This window comes from Methylocystis sp. JR02 (assembly GCF_030063565.1).
Classification (GTDB): Bacteria; Pseudomonadota; Alphaproteobacteria; order Rhizobiales; family Beijerinckiaceae; genus Methylocystis; species Methylocystis iwaonis.
The window spans coordinates 2,563,316-2,577,722 of record NZ_JASIRC010000001.1; the positions used below are offsets into that span (position 1 = coordinate 2,563,316).

At 61.6% G+C, this 14,407-nt stretch carries 13 protein-coding genes, 1 tRNA gene and 1 pseudogene; 8 read left to right on the forward strand and 7 right to left on the reverse strand.

The genetic code is table 11. The annotated features are described in order from the left end of the window. The first annotated feature begins 161 nt into the window (after positions 1 to 161). From QNA11_RS12250 to QNA11_RS12260, 3 genes are read left to right on the forward strand one after another with little or no spacing between them, the layout of a single operon-like run. A complete protein-coding gene (locus QNA11_RS12250; RefSeq protein WP_283483259.1) occupies positions 162 to 1,658 on the forward strand; it encodes a sigma-54-dependent transcriptional regulator in 1,497 nt (498 codons plus the stop codon). A gap of 42 nt (positions 1,659 to 1,700) precedes the next feature. Beyond that, on the forward strand, positions 1,701 to 2,177 hold the full coding sequence (locus QNA11_RS12255; protein ID WP_283483260.1) for a glutathione peroxidase: 477 nt from the start codon (positions 1,701 to 1,703) through the stop codon (positions 2,175 to 2,177). After that, positions 2,174 to 2,461, forward strand: coding sequence for a hypothetical protein (locus tag QNA11_RS12260; protein WP_283483261.1), 288 nt, complete (start codon positions 2,174 to 2,176; stop codon positions 2,459 to 2,461). The genes QNA11_RS12255 and QNA11_RS12260 overlap by 4 nt, the downstream gene beginning before the upstream one ends. A 43-nt stretch (positions 2,462 to 2,504) precedes the next feature. Here the strand turns inward: QNA11_RS12260 and QNA11_RS12265 are convergent, their stop codons facing one another. Beyond that, positions 2,505 to 4,634: a carbohydrate porin gene (locus QNA11_RS12265; protein ID WP_283483262.1), complete on the reverse strand. Its 2,130-nt coding sequence runs from the start codon at positions 4,632 to 4,634 to the stop codon at positions 2,505 to 2,507. A gap of 245 nt (positions 4,635 to 4,879) precedes the next feature. Here QNA11_RS12265 and QNA11_RS12270 point away from each other — a divergent pair, with 245 nt between their 5' ends. The 3 genes from QNA11_RS12270 (at position 4,880) to QNA11_RS12280 (ending at position 8,311) form a co-directional block, all read left to right on the forward strand. Continuing rightward, positions 4,880 to 6,295, forward strand: coding sequence for a circularly permuted type 2 ATP-grasp protein (locus QNA11_RS12270; RefSeq protein ID WP_210340721.1), 1,416 nt, complete (start codon positions 4,880 to 4,882; stop codon positions 6,293 to 6,295). A gap of 137 nt (positions 6,296 to 6,432) precedes the next feature. Then, entirely contained in the window at positions 6,433 to 7,380 is a 948-nt protein-coding gene (locus QNA11_RS12275) for an alpha-E domain-containing protein (protein ID WP_202074136.1), read from the forward strand. Positions 7,381 to 7,474: 94 nt separating this feature from the next. Then, positions 7,475 to 8,311 (forward strand): transglutaminase family protein, encoded by an 837-nt coding sequence (locus QNA11_RS12280; RefSeq protein ID WP_283483263.1) that lies wholly within the window; start codon positions 7,475 to 7,477, stop codon positions 8,309 to 8,311. A gap of 294 nt (positions 8,312 to 8,605) precedes the next feature. Here the strand turns inward: QNA11_RS12280 and QNA11_RS20750 are convergent. Next, positions 8,606 to 8,741 (reverse strand): annotated as a pseudogene (locus QNA11_RS20750) (transposase); the annotation flags it as partial. A 397-nt stretch (positions 8,742 to 9,138) separates the two neighbouring features. On the opposite strand from QNA11_RS20750, the gene QNA11_RS12290 reads away from it, so the two are divergent. Both QNA11_RS12290 and QNA11_RS12295 read left to right on the forward strand, forming a co-directional pair. Beyond that, positions 9,139 to 9,213: transfer RNA gene (locus tag QNA11_RS12290), tRNA-Thr, on the forward strand. Positions 9,214 to 9,600: 387 nt separating this feature from the next. Continuing rightward, positions 9,601 to 9,909 (forward strand): hypothetical protein, encoded by a 309-nt coding sequence (locus QNA11_RS12295; RefSeq protein WP_202074055.1) that lies wholly within the window; start codon positions 9,601 to 9,603, stop codon positions 9,907 to 9,909. A gap of 105 nt (positions 9,910 to 10,014) precedes the next feature. On the opposite strand, the gene QNA11_RS12300 is transcribed toward QNA11_RS12295, so the two are convergent. The 5 genes from QNA11_RS12300 to motA all read right to left on the reverse strand — a co-directional run bounded on the left by QNA11_RS12300 (position 10,015) and on the right by motA (position 14,393). Further along, a complete protein-coding gene (locus QNA11_RS12300; RefSeq protein ID WP_283483265.1) occupies positions 10,015 to 11,112 on the reverse strand; it encodes an EscU/YscU/HrcU family type III secretion system export apparatus switch protein in 1,098 nt (365 codons plus the stop codon). A gap of 17 nt (positions 11,113 to 11,129) precedes the next feature. After that, entirely contained in the window at positions 11,130 to 12,140 is a 1,011-nt protein-coding gene (locus QNA11_RS12305; RefSeq protein WP_202074057.1) for a flagellar motor switch protein FliG, read from the reverse strand. A gap of 18 nt (positions 12,141 to 12,158) precedes the next feature. After that, positions 12,159 to 12,437: a flagellar motor switch protein FliN gene (gene fliN / locus QNA11_RS12310; protein ID WP_246744982.1), complete on the reverse strand. Its 279-nt coding sequence runs from the start codon at positions 12,435 to 12,437 to the stop codon at positions 12,159 to 12,161. A 154-nt stretch (positions 12,438 to 12,591) separates the two neighbouring features. Continuing rightward, positions 12,592 to 13,524: a FliM/FliN family flagellar motor switch protein gene (locus QNA11_RS12315; protein WP_283483266.1), complete on the reverse strand. Its 933-nt coding sequence runs from the start codon at positions 13,522 to 13,524 to the stop codon at positions 12,592 to 12,594. Further along, positions 13,524 to 14,393 carry a flagellar motor stator protein MotA gene (motA, locus tag QNA11_RS12320; protein WP_202074060.1) on the reverse strand — a complete coding sequence of 290 codons (870 nt, stop codon included), beginning with the start codon at positions 14,391 to 14,393 and terminating at the stop codon, positions 13,524 to 13,526. Before motA ends, QNA11_RS12315 begins: the two co-directional genes overlap by 1 nt. Between the last annotated feature and the right edge of the window lie 14 nt (positions 14,394 to 14,407).

A 14,407-nucleotide genomic window follows, 5' to 3' on the forward strand; every position in this document is an offset into this window, starting at 1 on the left:
GGCGAGCGCTCCAAGAAACGGGCCCCGCCGCCCCTTTCGCGTCCCATGATGACGCAATCCAAGGCTTGGATTAACCGGAACTTTACCCTGTTTCGCAACGATGCGCCCCGGGCACAAATCGCCACGGCGACGAAACGCACAGCCGGGCGGCAGGAACAATAATGACCTCCACAATTCTCATCGCCGACGACGATCCGGTACAGCGCCGCCTGCTCGAGGCCATGGTCAAGCGCTTTGGCTATGCAGCGGAGACGGTCGAGGGGGGCGAGGAGGCGCTGGCGCGGCTGACGCGGGGCGGCGCGGAGCCTGTCGCGCTCTTGATCCTCGACCTCGTCATGCCCGATCTCGACGGCATGGGCGTGCTGACGCGCCTGCGCGACGCAAAGATCGCGACGCCGGTGATCGTGCAGACCGCCCATGGATCGATCGAGGCGGTGATCTCCGCCATGCGCGCCGGCGCGCATGACTTCGTGGTGAAGCCGGTCGGCGCGGAGCGGCTTCAAATCTCGATCAAGAACGCGCTTTCGGCCGACGCGCTCGCGGGCGAGGTTCGCCGCATCAACCGCCGCGCGCAAGGGGCTTTGACCTTCAAGGATCTGGTGTCGCGCAGCGCGGAGATGCAGCGCGTGATCCGGCTCGGCGAGCGCGCCGCGCATTCCAATATTCCAGTGCTCATCGAGGGCGAATCGGGCGTCGGCAAGGAGCTCGTGGCGCGCGCGATCCAGGGCGGCTCGGACCGCAAGGGCAAGCCCTTCGTCACCGTCAACTGCGGGGCCCTGCCCGCCAACCTCGTCGAATCGATCCTCTTCGGCCATGAGAAAGGCGCCTTTACCGGCGCGACCGAGAAACATACCGGCAAATTTATGGAGGCCAATGGCGGGACGCTTTTCCTCGACGAAATCGGCGAATTGCCGCTCGATATTCAGGTGAAGCTCTTACGCGCGTTGCAGGAAGGTGAGATCGACCCCATTGGCGCCAAGCGTTCCCAGCGCGTCGACATCCGCTTGATCTCCGCGACGAACCGCAACCTCATCGAACAGGTCAAGCGTGGCGAATTCCGCGAAGATCTGTTCTACCGCCTGAATGTCTTCCCGATCGGCATTCCGTCGCTGCGCTCGCGACGTGAAGACATCGCCGATCTGGCGCGGCGCTTCGCGGCGCGTTTCGCGGCGGAGGAAGGACGCAACATCCGTGGCATGACGGCGGAGGTCCTGTCGCTGCTCACGAGCTACGACTGGCCCGGCAATGTGCGGCAGCTCGAGAACACGGTGTTCCGCGCCGTCGTGCTCTCCGAGGGCGACGAGCTGACCGTCGCCGAGTTTCCGCAGATTGCGGCGCATGTCGAAGGCTATGACGTGCGCGTTCCGCCGGCGCCTGTATTTGCGCCGCCCGTCGACGCGCCGCGCGAGCGCGAGATCGTGCGCGTCGAAATCCGCGACCCCAATGTGCTGCCGCTTCTCGCGCCCAATGGCGAGATGCGCAAGCTCAATGATTTGGAGAAAGAGACGATCCGCTTCGCGCTCGCCCATTACCGCGGACAAATGTCGGAGATTGCGCGACGTCTCGGGATCGGCCGTTCGACGCTTTATCGCAAGATGAAGGAATATGGCCTCGAAGAAGAGGGAGCGGAATCCCCCGCCGACAGCCTGGTGGCGTGAGGGACGATTTTATGCGAGCCTCCGTTCCAAAGGAGTCAGCGCATGACACTCTACGATATCGAGGCCAAAACGATCGACGGCGCCACGAAGTCCTTGCGCGATTATGAGGGCAAGGCGCTGCTCATCGTCAATGTGGCGAGCAAATGCGGATTCACGCCGCAATATGCCGGGCTGGAAGCGCTTTACAAGACATACGCCGACAAGGGCCTTGTCATCCTCGGCTTTCCCTGCAACCAGTTCGGCGCGCAGGAGCCGGGCTCGGAAAGCGACATCGCCTCCTTCTGCTCGGCGACCTATGGCGTGAGTTTTCCCATGTTCGCCAAGATCGAGGTGAATGGCGAGAACGCGCACCCGCTGTATAAATTTTTGAAGCATGAGGCGCCGGGGATTCTCGGTTCCGAGGCGATAAAATGGAACTTCACCAAGTTTCTCGTCGATAAGACCGGCAAGGTCGTGAAACGCTACGCGCCCACCGATACCCCGCAGTCACTCGAAAAGGACATAGAGGCGACGCTGTGAGCGCAGCAATCACAGTTGCGCGCCGCGAAGGCGGCGATCCGCTGCGCTTCGATGTTTGCGTGCGAGAGGGAGACAGCGAAACGCGCCATCGCGTGACGCTGTCGGCGGCCGACGCCGCGCGCCTCGGTCGCGGCGCCGCGGCCGAAGAAACGATAGCAGCCGCCTTCCGCTTTCTGCTCGACCGCGAGCCGAAGGAGTCGATCCTCCCAGGCTTCGACGTCAGCGTGATCTCGCGTTATTTTCCGCAGTTCGAGAACGAGATTGGCGCTTATCTCGCCAAATAGCGGCGGATTTTTTCCTGGATCGCAGGACGGGCGGGCGCGGCGATCAAAATGCGGCGCGCAGCCTCAGGGCGAAGACGTTGATCGGCCCGCGCGCGGCGTTGTGCGCGGGATCGACAATAAGCTGATAATCGAATGTTGCGTCCATGTTCTTGCCGAAGCCGAGCTTGTAATAGGCTTCTATGTTTTTCTCGCCGGCGTAGGAGAGTGCGCCATCGCCGATGTAAACGCTCGTGCCGCCCAATCCGAAATAACGCACGCGATCGCCATGCAGACCGCTCAGCGCCCCCGCGACGCCGATTTCGTCGTCCTCGCGCCCCCATAAAGCGCCCGCGGCGACGAGGCCCATCGAGAGCTGCCTGTCGACATCGGTGTAATCGACGGTTTCGTATCGGCCGTCCGTCATGCTCGCGCGCAGGAAGAACCCGAGATTCGGCATCAGTTGCTGCTTGATGTTGATCCCGCCGCCCATTTTCACCGCGCGGCGACGCGCCGGGCCGACCTGGGGAGGAAGCTGGCCGGTCATCAAGGCGTAATCTATGAGGTCGTTGACTTTGCTCAGATAGCCATTGTCGCCATAAAGCAGGAATTTGATCGCGCCCGGCTGGTTGAATAGCGCGTAACGCGCTTCGATCTCCCCGACGCCCATGAACTGGCGAAAGAGTTGCGGCTCGATGTCGAGGCCGTTGGGAATTTTCGAGAGCTGAAAGACCCCGCCGCGAGCGGTCCACCAATCCTGTTTCCACTCGACCGCGAGGCCATGGGTATAGCCCCAGGAGTCGGCGGCGTAGTCGAAGGCGCCCATCGTGTTGAAGGCGAAATTCAAAAAGCCTGTCGTGGGATCATGTGCGTAGATATTGTCGTCGAAGACGTCGCCCACGGCAAATTTGCCGAGCGTTATGATGATGCGATCCTTATCGACGAGGCCGGAGATTTGGTTCTGCGTCGACTCCAGCACCTCGCTGTGCGAACCTTCATCAGGGTCCCTGCTGCGTTCGCCGTCGCTGAGCCCAATGATCTGGCGCAGAAAGTAGCGCTGGAATCGCATATACGGCGCAGCGCGGCCGACCTTCGCAACGGCGCTGTCCACATAGGCGGCCGAACCCACCGAGTTCGCCAAGCCATAGCCCTGATCGATTTCGGGATTGAGATAGACGGCGCCGCCTTCCCACAGCCGCAGGCCGAGAAAGGCATTCGTCGTCGAGCCAACATTGGCCTTGCCGCCCGACGGGAAACTATTTGCCCCATCGTACTGCGCCCGAAATCTCGGATAGCCCTGCGCAACGAGGGTCGTCTGCGCATGGACGCTATATCGCTCGGGGGCGTCGCCATTGCCCCCCTTGTCGCCTTCGTTGCCGCCGTTCTGACGCTTGCCGTAATCGATCGAGCCGGGAATCCGGTTTTCATCTCCGAAGTGATAGTTCAGGCCGAATCGAAGGATATGATTCTCGTTGCGCACGCGTGAGGCGTAGGCGAAACCCGCTCCGCCATCGAAGAGATGCGTGTTGAGCGATTGATTGAGAAAGAGATACTCGGCGCGAGCGGACCAATCTTTGGCGAAGGCGTATTCGAAACCCGCGCCAAGGACATATTTCATCCGGGACGATTGCGACCAGGGGGCCGAAAATTCGGCGCCTGCGATCGATAGAGTCGCGGGCCCACGCGAGCCGCCCGCCGCGACGCCGCCGGTGACATACAGGAGCGCGCGATTGAAGGCGACGCCGGCGCGACCGCGTATGGTCGCGTAATAATTTGCGCTCGAATGGGATGTCTGCGTGAAGAAGGGGAGCCCGCCATAGGCGGGCGAAGCGGCATAGATCCCCGTCGGCCCCCGCCGCCCGTCGAGAAGGCCGAAATCAGTCTCGATGCCCCAGACCCAAGGCCCTCTTTGCCAATTATAGCCGGCCTGTGCGCCGACGGTGACGCCTGTCCGCGTGACGGAAGCTGGATAAAGGTCGAAGACCGTCGAGGTAAATCCGCTCCCCGCCTGGAGTCTCTCGCCGCCATGCAGCGGGAAGCCCGCGCCGAGGCTCGCGCCGATATACATGCCCGCCCAGGTAAAATCAGACGCCGGCGCGAAATCGGCAGTGGCCGGCTCGGTGGCGCGCGCGGTGAAAGAAGCGAGAAGCGCGCTTCCAAGGAGAAGGGCGGAGCCCGATTGTCGCAGGAACTTCATGAACCGCTTCTAACGCCGGTCAAATGACGCGCCGAAGACGCAAAAGAACGCACATGCTGAGATGACGAAAAAATCGGGTTTGTGTGATGCCACGGCAACGGTCGAGCCTCTCGCAGTCTGGCGCGCTTCTTGCCTCTGCCCTTCGCAAGCCTGATCGGAAGCCTGTAGGGGCCCCGAGCAAGAAGGCGCCGGGGCAAAGAGAGGAGCGTCGACAAGTGGATCAGCGCGTGACGCAATTCGATGAAATGGGTGGCCTCGACGGTCTGACCCGCGCTCCTTATCAAAAACTCTCGCAATGGCTCGCCGCCTCCCCTCCGGAACTTCTCGCCTCCCGCCGCGAACAAGCGGAGCTCCTCTTCCGCCGCATCGGCATCACCTTCGCCGTCTATGGCGCGCAGGACGCCACGGAGCGCCTCATCCCTTTCGATATTCTCCCGCGGATCATCGCCAGAAGCGAATGGGCCGCGCTCGAGAAGGGGCTCGTGCAGCGCATAACGGCGCTCAATCTTTTCCTCAAAGACATTTATGGCAAGGGCGAAATCCTCAAGGCCGGCAAGATTCCGAGCGAGCTCGTCTATCACAATCCCGGCTATTGCCCGGAGATGGCGGGCCGCCGCGTGCCGCACGACGTCTATGTGCAAATCGCCGGCGTGGACATCGTGCGCACCGACGACCACGGGTTCTATGTGCTGGAAGACAACGCCCGGACCCCGTCGGGCGTCTCCTATATGCTCGAAAACCGCGAAGTGATGATGCGGCTTTTCCCCGATCTCTTCTCCATGCATCGTGTCGCGCCCATCGAGGATTACCCCGACGAGCTACTCGCGACGCTGCGCTCGGTCGCGCCGCCCCGCGCGTCGCACGAGCCGACCATCGCGCTGATGACGCCGGGACAATATAACTCCGCCTATTACGAGCACTCCTTCCTGGCGGACAAGCTCGGCGTGGAGCTTGTCGAAGGGCGCGACCTCTTCGTGAAAGACGACGTGGTCTATATGCGCACGACCGAAGGGCCGCGTCGCGTCGACGTTATTTACCGCCGCATCGACGACGATTTCCTCGATCCGCTCACCTTCCGCCCGGATTCGGCCCTGGGCGTTCCGGGGCTGATCGGCGCCTACCACGCAGGCAATGTGACGCTCGCGAATGCAGTTGGCACCGGCGTCGCGGACGACAAGGCGATGTACACCTACATGCCCGACATCATCCGCTTCTATCTCGGGCAGGAGCCGCTGCTGCAGAATGTCCCCACCTGGCGTTGCCGGGAGCCGGAAGCGCTTTCCTATGTGCTCGACCATCTCGACGAGCTGGTGGTCAAAGAGGTCAACGGCTCCGGCGGCTATGGCATGCTCGTCGGCCCGCACGCCTCCAAGGCGCAAGTGGAAGAATTCCGCGCAAAGCTGAATGCCCAACCCGATAATTTCATCGCCCAGCCGACGCTCGCGCTGTCGACCTGTCCGATCTCTGTCGCCGAGGGCATCGCGCCCCGGCATGTCGATCTGAGGCCCTTCGTGCTGCAGGGCGCGCATGGCGTGCGCGTCGTGCCGGGAGGCCTCACCCGCGTGGCGATGACCGAAAGATCGCTCGTCGTGAATTCCAGCCAGGGCGGCGGGACGAAAGACACCTGGGTGATCGACGACGCGATCTTGGGGCAGGCATGATGCTCGACGCCCGCCCCTCCATCGACGAAATCGAGCGGCGCAGCCAGGAATCTGCCGAGACCGCAGCCCATCTCCCTGCCCCGCTCGAGACGATCAGACAGGACATCAGCCGCGAGCGCGCGCAAACGGAACGCCCTATGCTTTCAAGCACCGCCGACAATCTTTATTGGCTCGCGCGCTATATGGAGCGCGCCGATTTCCTCGCGCGCGCCATCGAGGCGTCCCGGCGCCTCGCGACATTGCCGAAAGCCTATGGCGGCGCCGAGACCGAATGGGAAAGCGTGCTTCTCTCCTCTGGCGCCGCGCAGGCCTTCGAGCAGACGGGCAAGCCGATTACCGAAAGCAATATCATCGAGTTCCTGACTTTCTCGCGCGACAACCCGGGCTCGATCCGCAATTGCATCGAATTTGCTCGCACCAACGCCCGCGCGGTGCGCACCGCCCTGACGGTGGAAATGTGGGAGGCGATCAACGGCGCCTATCTCGAATTGAAAGCGATGGAGGCGCGTCGCGGCGCCTATTCGGCCGACGAGCTCGGGCGCTTCCTCGATTTCGTCAAGCAAACCTCGCTCATCTATGACGGCGGCGCCTATCGCACCATGCTGCGCAACGACGCCTATTGGTTCTCGCGCGTCGGATTATTCGTGGAGCGCGCGGACAACACGGCCCGGCTTCTGGACGTAAAATACCACGTGCTGCTGCCGGATAAGGAAGTCATCGGCGGCTCGCTCGACTATTTCCAATGGGCGGCGATTTTGCGCGCGGTCTCGGCGCACACCGCCTATCACTGGGTCTATCGCACGAGCATGAAGCCCTGGCTCGTCGCCGATTTGCTCATCCTGCGCCCGGAGATGCCGCGCTCGCTCATCTCCTGCTACGAGAGCATCGTGCGCAATCTCGATAGTCTCGCCCGCGCTCACGGCCGGCAGGGCGCAGCGCAACGTCAGGCGCGCAACATGTACGGCAAGCTCGAAACGATGACCATGGAGCACGTCTTCCAGGGCGGGCTGCACGAGTTCATCCAAAGCTTCATCAGCGAGAACAACCGCCTCGGTTCGCTGATCTCCGAGCAATATCTCTTCTAGCTTCAGGCGCTTTCGGCTGGCTAAATTGGCGAGATGGAAACCGGCGCGGCGGGTAGAAACGACACGAAAGCCGCGCCTCTTCGACGAGCGTCCCATGCGTATCCGCATCCGCCACGAAACAACCTGCCGCTATCTCGAGCCCGTAAAAGCGGCGATCCAGAATTTGCGGCTGACGCCGCGCAATTCCGATGGCCAGCATGTCAAAAGCTGGCGCATCGACGTCGATCGTGACTGCCGGCTGATCGCGTCGGAGGACGCCTTTGGCAATGTGGTGCATCGCTTCACGGCCGACGGTCCTTTCGACTCGATCACGACCACGGTCGAGGGTGAGGTGACGACCTTTGACACGGCCGGCGTCGCCTCGGGCGCCCCAGAGCGTTTTCCGCCGACGCTCTATCTGCGTCAGACCCCACTCACCGCCCCTACACCGGCCATCGCCGACTTCGCCCGCGCGACAACGGCCAGGGAGAACGGGACGCTCGCCTCGCTCCATGCGTTGCTTTCGGCCATCCACGAGAAAATTGCGTTGGAGACCGATGCGAGCGCCCCCGCGACGACCGCCGCCGCCGCCTTCGAAAGCGGGAAGGGCGAGTGTCAGGACCTTGCGCATCTTTTCATCGCCAGCGCGCGCGCGATCGGCGCGCCCGCGCGCTATGTCAGCGGCTATTACCTCCGCGACGACAATGATTATGGGGTGACCGGCCACGCCTGGGCGGAGGCCTATGTCGAAAATCTCGGCTGGGTTGGATTTGACCCGGCCAATTGCGTGTCTCCCGGAGAGCGGCACATTCGCTTGGCGATTGCGCTGGACAAGCTCGGCGCCGCCCCGATTCGCGGCGCGCATGCCGGCGGCGCCGGCGAAAGCGTGGATGTCAGGGTCCGGGCCACGCGGACACAGACTCAGTCTCAGTCTCAGTCTCAGGCGCAGTAGCGACGGACATCACGCTAGCGCGCTTTCCGCGCGCGTGGAATCATGTGCCCGGAAAGCGCGCCGATTCAGAAGTTGGAGCGCATTCTTCGCAAAAGCCGATCCAACTTTTTCGGAATGCGCTTCAGGCTGCGAATTGCTGCGGCGGCGCATTCTCGGCGGCGGCTACCGGCGCCTGCTCGGCCCAGCGAAGCCGGTCGGCGTAAAGAAGCAATTCAACCGCGCCCGTTCTCTGCAAGGCCTCGAAGACGCGCGGCCAAACTCTTTTCTTGGCCCAGCGGTGATACCGCGTATAAGTTGTATACCACTTGCCGAATTCGGGCGGGAGGTCGCGCCAAGGCGCGCCTGTTCGGGCAACCCAGAAAACGGCCTCCAGAAAGAGACGGTTGTTGCGGCCATGGCACCCGGGATCGCCCTCTTTTCCGGGTAGAATATTTGCGACAGCCTCCCAAGCCTCGTCCGATAATACTCTTTCAGCCACCCCAGCCTCCTATCGCATTATAAAAATGAGGGACCAGCCCTGGTCCAAGCCACGCCGCAAAGGGCTCCGACCTATCGAATATGCAGAGCCCAAACGGCGCCGGCCGAGTTACAGCGACACGAATACTACCTTAGGTTGTATTTCTGATCAACCTGACAGTTTGCCTGGGATCGGAAAAAAGCCTCGCGTCTCTCCCTTTTCGGGGACGCGCCGCGGCAGACGTTTCAAAGGGCCGGGCGACTCTTTACGCGATTGCTTTGGAGTTCATTCTCCTCGCCCTTGCCACTCGGGCCGCACTATGGCAAAAGGCCCTCGTTCCGGCCGCCGCGGGCGGTTTCAGGAATTCAGCGCTGCAGTAGCTCAGTGGTAGAGCACTCCCTTGGTAAGGGAGAGGTCGAGAGTTCAATCCTCTCTTGCAGCACCACTTTCCCCTCTTCCGTAGCAAATCCCCTTTGGCCTCGCGCGCATTGAGTCAACCGCTCGAGCGCCGGCCGAGGACTGCGCGGCGCGCGACCGCCATCGAACTGCGAGCTTCCAAGCGCGCACAGCCTGGCGCCAGATACGCGGGATATTACAGCGGCTAGGCGCATTGCGTCGGACAATCCGCCGAGTGTAAGCTCACCCCCGGCATCGAGAGGCGGCCACCTGCGAATCGCCATATGCACTACTACCTGTTTTTCAATGCAAAAGAGGAATAGGTTTAAGTTATTCTTCACCAACCACGGACATAATCCGCATATTCGATGGTAACGAGGCCAGTCTAACGATGGGTAGAGCGAACCAGATCGGCGCAGCACCGAATGCTCCTGCTATGCCGACGATCGAAGAATGTCAGCGACTGCGAGATCCACTTCGTGGGCAGCTCGAATTACTTGATTATGACGTTCGGAACGCCATCGCTCGCGGTTTGAACGATATAGAGGCGAATGGCAAAGACGATATCGTGTTCATGAACGCCTCTGTCACCGTGCTCCTTTCCATCGCAGCGCGCATCTTCCAAAGAGCGGCGGAGTGCGACGACACCCAGATTACCGAGCAGTCCTTTGTCCTCGGGGCGCAGGATGCGATCGGTTGGGCGAAGACGCGCCGGCTCCGCTACAATGTTGCGGGAGAAGGTTAGCGGAGCCCCTCCAGCGGCAAGCCCTGCTTACCCGGCGCCAGAGAGCGCCGGACGATGCTTCTCTCGAGCTCGCGGAGCGCGCGCATTTATATCGGGGCCGCCGCCTCAGGGCATGCGCATATTGCCGTTTCGCCCTTGCGCGCCGCCGCGGCTCGACAGGAAGTGGATGAGCTCCGCGATCGGACGGAAGAATTCGGGGGGGATCATGCGATCGACCTCGACAAACTCGTACATCGCCCGAACCAGCTCTTTCTTTTCGAAGACTGGAATCTGGTTCTCCTCCGCCACCTGACGGATTTTCAGCGCGATAAGGTCCTTGCCTTTCGCCAGAACGAGCGGCGCCCCGCCCTCTTCCCTGACATATCTCAATGCGATGGCGTAATGCGTCGGGTTGGCGATCACGAGCGTGGCGCGCGGCACGGCGTTCATCATCCGCTTTCTCGCGCGGCTCTGGGCCAATGAGCGCATGCGCGCCTTCACCAATCCGCCGCCTTCAGCCTGCTTGATTTCTTCCTTCAGCTCATGACGGCTCATGCGCAGATCACGCCGCCATTTGAAGCGCGTCCAGGCCCAGTCCGCGCCCGCGAGCAATCCGGCGACGATGCAAACGACGCTGGTAAGATGCAACAGGATCGTGAGGATCAGCTCGGGCGCCAATCTCGGATCGGTGCGCATCGCATTGACGAGCGTCTCGCGGTCGACAATCAAGGAAAAGGCGAGGCTACCGGTAAGAATCGCGATCTTGGCGGTCGATTTGCCAAGCTCGACCAGCCCGCCCACGCCGAAAAGCCGCTTCCAGCCCTTAATTGGAGAGATGCGGCCCAGGTCGGGCGTGATCCTGTCGAAGGCGACGCGCGGCGCGCCCTGAACGAAGGACGCCGCGATCCCCAAACCCGCGATAAGCCCCAGAAAGGGTCCAAGAAAGCTGAGCGCCTCGCCGCCGACATAGGCGAAAAACCTTGCGAGGTCCTCGCCGGTCGAGATTCGGACCGTGCCCGCGTTTTCCAGCAAAAGCGCCAGCGTGCCGCTGAGACGCCCCGTGGATGCCCGGTAGATGAAAGAGAGGCAAAGAAATAGGCCGAGGAAGCCCGCGAAGGTCGAAACCTCCTTCGAAACCGCCGTCTGACCCCGCTCGAGAGCGTCGCCAATTTTCTTTTCTGTCGGCTCTTCTGTTTTGGAGTCTGCGTCTTCGCTCTCGGACATCGACGACCGCTTCCGCTTTACGCGGCGCTTTCACGCAAGTCGACGAGCCCGGCTTCCGACAGTTTCAGCACCGTTTCCGCGATGGCGCGCTGCGCTTTGATAATCTCTCGTCTTGGCGGCGGATCGCCGGCGGTAAGCTCTGCCTCGACCATGCGCCGCATGCGCGCGGACAAGGACGGAAGTATCGCGCTGCGCAAGCTTTCGTTCGCCCCGCGTAGCGCCACGATGAGACGATCGGTTGGGACTTGATCCAACAAAATGGCGCGCGCGCGCGGGCTGAGCGACGGAATATCCTCGAAGGTGAATAGCATTCCCTTCAGATCTTCGGCGATTGCCGGCTCGGTTTCCGCGACGGACTGCAAAATCTCCTCGATTTGATTGCTGTCCATCTGATTGACGATGGCCGCGACCTTTCGGCTTGCGCCAGCCGAGGAGCTCGACGCGCCCGCCCCCATCAAATCGTCTTGCAGCGCCGCTTCGAGCAAGCGGAGAGCAGAATCCGAGATCGGTCCAGAGGTGAGCATTCGGCGCATCACCTCATTGCGCATCGAGCTCGGCAAAAGCGCCAGGAACCGCGCTGAGACGGCCGGATCGACCTTCGATGCGACGGCGGCGATGGTCTGCGGATGTTCTTTGGAAAAATACTCGGCCAGCGTCGTCTCGGGGATTGTGGAGAGCCGCCGCCAGAAATGCTCGTTCGACTTGCCGAGCACCTCCGACATGATCTCGGCCACCTGCTCCTCCGGCACGACGCCCATCAGCAAAGCCTCGGCCTGCCCGAGCGTGCCCATCAGATCCGTCCCATCCATGGAAAGCTGGCCAATCAAATCCTCGATAAGCTGCTCCATGACGGCCGCGGGCACGGTGCCGAGACTCGCCGCGACTTTGGCGATGCGCCTCAGCTCGACCTGGTCGAAATGCTTGAGCAGACGCTGCGCAACGTCGCGATCGAGCGACAGCAAGATCGCCGCGACTTTTTCCGCGCCCGCCAGCGGTCTCGAGGGAAGGCTCGCAAGAGAGCTATCCATGAAATGCGATCACCAGTTCTATTGTTGCAGAGCGCTGAGAGTAGGATCGCGAATTTCGGTCAGGGACACGCCGAACCTCGTATTGTCGTCCTCGATGACGACCACCTCGCCACGCGCGATTTCCCGGCCGTTGATCATGATTTCGACGGGATCCCCGACTCGGCTGTCCAGCGGTATGACCGCCCCGCGTCCGAGGTTGAGAAGATCGGCCACCGGAATCGTCGTCGAACCTACCACGACCTGCAGCACCACGGGAATCTGCAAGATGGCGTCGATCTTTGGAGCGCCCGGGCGCATGTCCGGCTCACGAGCTTTGGGGGCCGCAGGCGCCGGCTCGGCCGCGTCCTCCATGCCCAATTGCTCGAATTGTTCCATGTCCTGCGGATCCATTATCGGTTTCTCACTTTAGCAGACATCGCCTCTCCGTGAAACGGTCCCATTTTACCGAACGTCACGGTTGATTGCCGATGATCCTGTTGATGAACTCCTGCTCGCCGTCGATCTTTTCCTCGATGCGAACCGTGTAGAAACCCTCTTTTTGCCCGAGTTCGCAATTGAAGAGCGATCGTGAACCGTTTTTCAGCGGGATCAAGCTCGTCGGAGAGAATGGGAGAGCAATAAGCTGGCCAACGTGGAAACATGCGACGTCGCCCAAGGTCATCCCACGCTTCTCCATGACCGCGGAGACCTTCACGGTCGCGCGGACGACCTGATCCCGGAGATTTTGCGCCCAGGCTGCGTCCTCTATATTGCCGTTGGCGTTCGGCGCGCGTGCGAGAACGTCGTTATACGGATCCAGTGCGATGCGCGGGATCGCCAGAACAGCTTCTCCCTGACGACCCTGCGCCTGGAGAATAAATTTGCACACCACAATCGCTGCGCCTTTGCCGGCGAGCGTAAGCCAATCGAGCGTTTGCTCCGTGGATTCCAATTTGAACGACACCTCGACGACCTTCGAGAAAGCGGCCTGGAACGAGTCTATCAAGGAGGTTATCGCATATTCGACGGCCCGCGACTCGACCTTGGTGAGCCCGCGATCATGTTGGGTGAAGGGAATTGAGACGCTCGCACCAAAAAGCAGATCGATAAGCATCAGCGCGACGTCCGCATTGATGCCCACCGCCACCTTGCATCGAAGCTCGGACGCCTGAAAGACGCTCGCGACCGCGGCGCTGATGTCTTTGGCGTCGCCCACGCGAACGGCGAGCACGTCTTTCACTTGGAAGTCGACGTCGGCGCCGGTGGTCTCGAATAAAGCTTTCTCGAACCGCGTCGCGGCGTCGTCGAGGATGGCGCGAAGGACCGGGAGACGGCCAACCGTCGCAACGCCATTTGCAACCAGCGGCGCGCGCCCCGCAGACGGCCTCGAGAGATCGACCGACATCAAGCGGCCCCCTTGGCTGCGCCGTTCATCGCCTCGCTCTCCACCTCGTCGATCGAGGGGCGGTCATGAGAGGGAATGGATTTGCGGCCGTGCTCGATCGCCACTTGCGGAAGCGCCCCATTCATGAAGGCAAGCAGCGTCTGCTTTACGATCAGATAGACATGACATTCTTTTGTCCGCGCCACTTTCACCTTGAAGGCGAGGGGCGTGACGATGCCGTACGAAACGAAAATGCCCGCGAATGTCCCGACCATGGCCGCGCCGATGAGACCGCCGAGCAGCTCCGGCGACTGATCGAGGGCGCCCATCGCCTTGATCACGCCGAGAACGGCCGCGACGATGCCGAGCGCCGGCAGGCCGTCGCCGACCGCCGACAGCGCATGATAAGGCTTCAGGCGGTCATATTTGATCGAGGAGATTTCCTCGTCCATGAGATTTTCGATCTCGAAAGTGCGAACATTGCCGATAATATAAAGACGGCAGTAATCGCATATAAAAGCCGTCATTTCCTGGTTCTTCAAAACCCCCGGGAAGGCGTTGAAAATCGCGGATTCGGAGGGAGCGTCGATGTGGAGCTCGACTTCATTGCGCGCCTTGCTGCGGATCTCGCGCAACAATGCGTGCAGCAATCCGAGGACGTCGAGATAGTCGCGCCGCTTTGGGACCCTATCCAGCACAGCCTGAGCAATGGACTTGCCGGTGTCCAGAATGACCTTCGTTGGATTGGCGACGATGAAAGTCCCTAGCGCCGAGCCGAGAATGATGACGAATTCCCAGGGCTGCCAGAGCACGATCAAATGGCCGCCGAGAGCTGCGAAGCCGCCTAACATGCAACCCATCGTCACAACGAGACCGAGCAAAAAGCCCATTACGCAGCGCCCTT

What these genes read in the sequence shown, in the direction of transcription:
- QNA11_RS12250 (WP_283483259.1), top strand. Translation starts at nt 162, where the DNA reads ATGACCTCCACAATTCTCATCGCCGACGACGATCCGGTACAGCGCCGC.
- QNA11_RS12305 (WP_202074057.1), bottom strand. Translation starts at nt 12,140, where the DNA reads ATGGATAGCTCTCTTGCGAGCCTTCCCTCGAGACCGCTGGCGGGCGCG.
- QNA11_RS12270 (WP_210340721.1), top strand. Translation starts at nt 4,880, where the DNA reads ATGGGTGGCCTCGACGGTCTGACCCGCGCTCCTTATCAAAAACTCTCG.
- QNA11_RS12295 (WP_202074055.1), top strand. Translation starts at nt 9,601, where the DNA reads ATGCCGACGATCGAAGAATGTCAGCGACTGCGAGATCCACTTCGTGGG.
- QNA11_RS12265 (WP_283483262.1), bottom strand. Translation starts at nt 4,634, where the DNA reads ATGAAGTTCCTGCGACAATCGGGCTCCGCCCTTCTCCTTGGAAGCGCG.
- QNA11_RS12315 (WP_283483266.1), bottom strand. Translation starts at nt 13,524, where the DNA reads ATGTCGGTCGATCTCTCGAGGCCGTCTGCGGGGCGCGCGCCGCTGGTT.
- QNA11_RS12280 (WP_283483263.1), top strand. Translation starts at nt 7,475, where the DNA reads ATGCGTATCCGCATCCGCCACGAAACAACCTGCCGCTATCTCGAGCCC.
- QNA11_RS12300 (WP_283483265.1), bottom strand. Translation starts at nt 11,112, where the DNA reads ATGTCCGAGAGCGAAGACGCAGACTCCAAAACAGAAGAGCCGACAGAA.
- motA (WP_202074060.1), bottom strand. Translation starts at nt 14,393, where the DNA reads ATGGGCTTTTTGCTCGGTCTCGTTGTGACGATGGGTTGCATGTTAGGC.
- QNA11_RS12275 (WP_202074136.1), top strand. Translation starts at nt 6,433, where the DNA reads ATGCTTTCAAGCACCGCCGACAATCTTTATTGGCTCGCGCGCTATATG.
- QNA11_RS12255 (WP_283483260.1), top strand. Translation starts at nt 1,701, where the DNA reads ATGACACTCTACGATATCGAGGCCAAAACGATCGACGGCGCCACGAAG.
- fliN (WP_246744982.1), bottom strand. Translation starts at nt 12,437, where the DNA reads ATGCGCCCGGGCGCTCCAAAGATCGACGCCATCTTGCAGATTCCCGTG.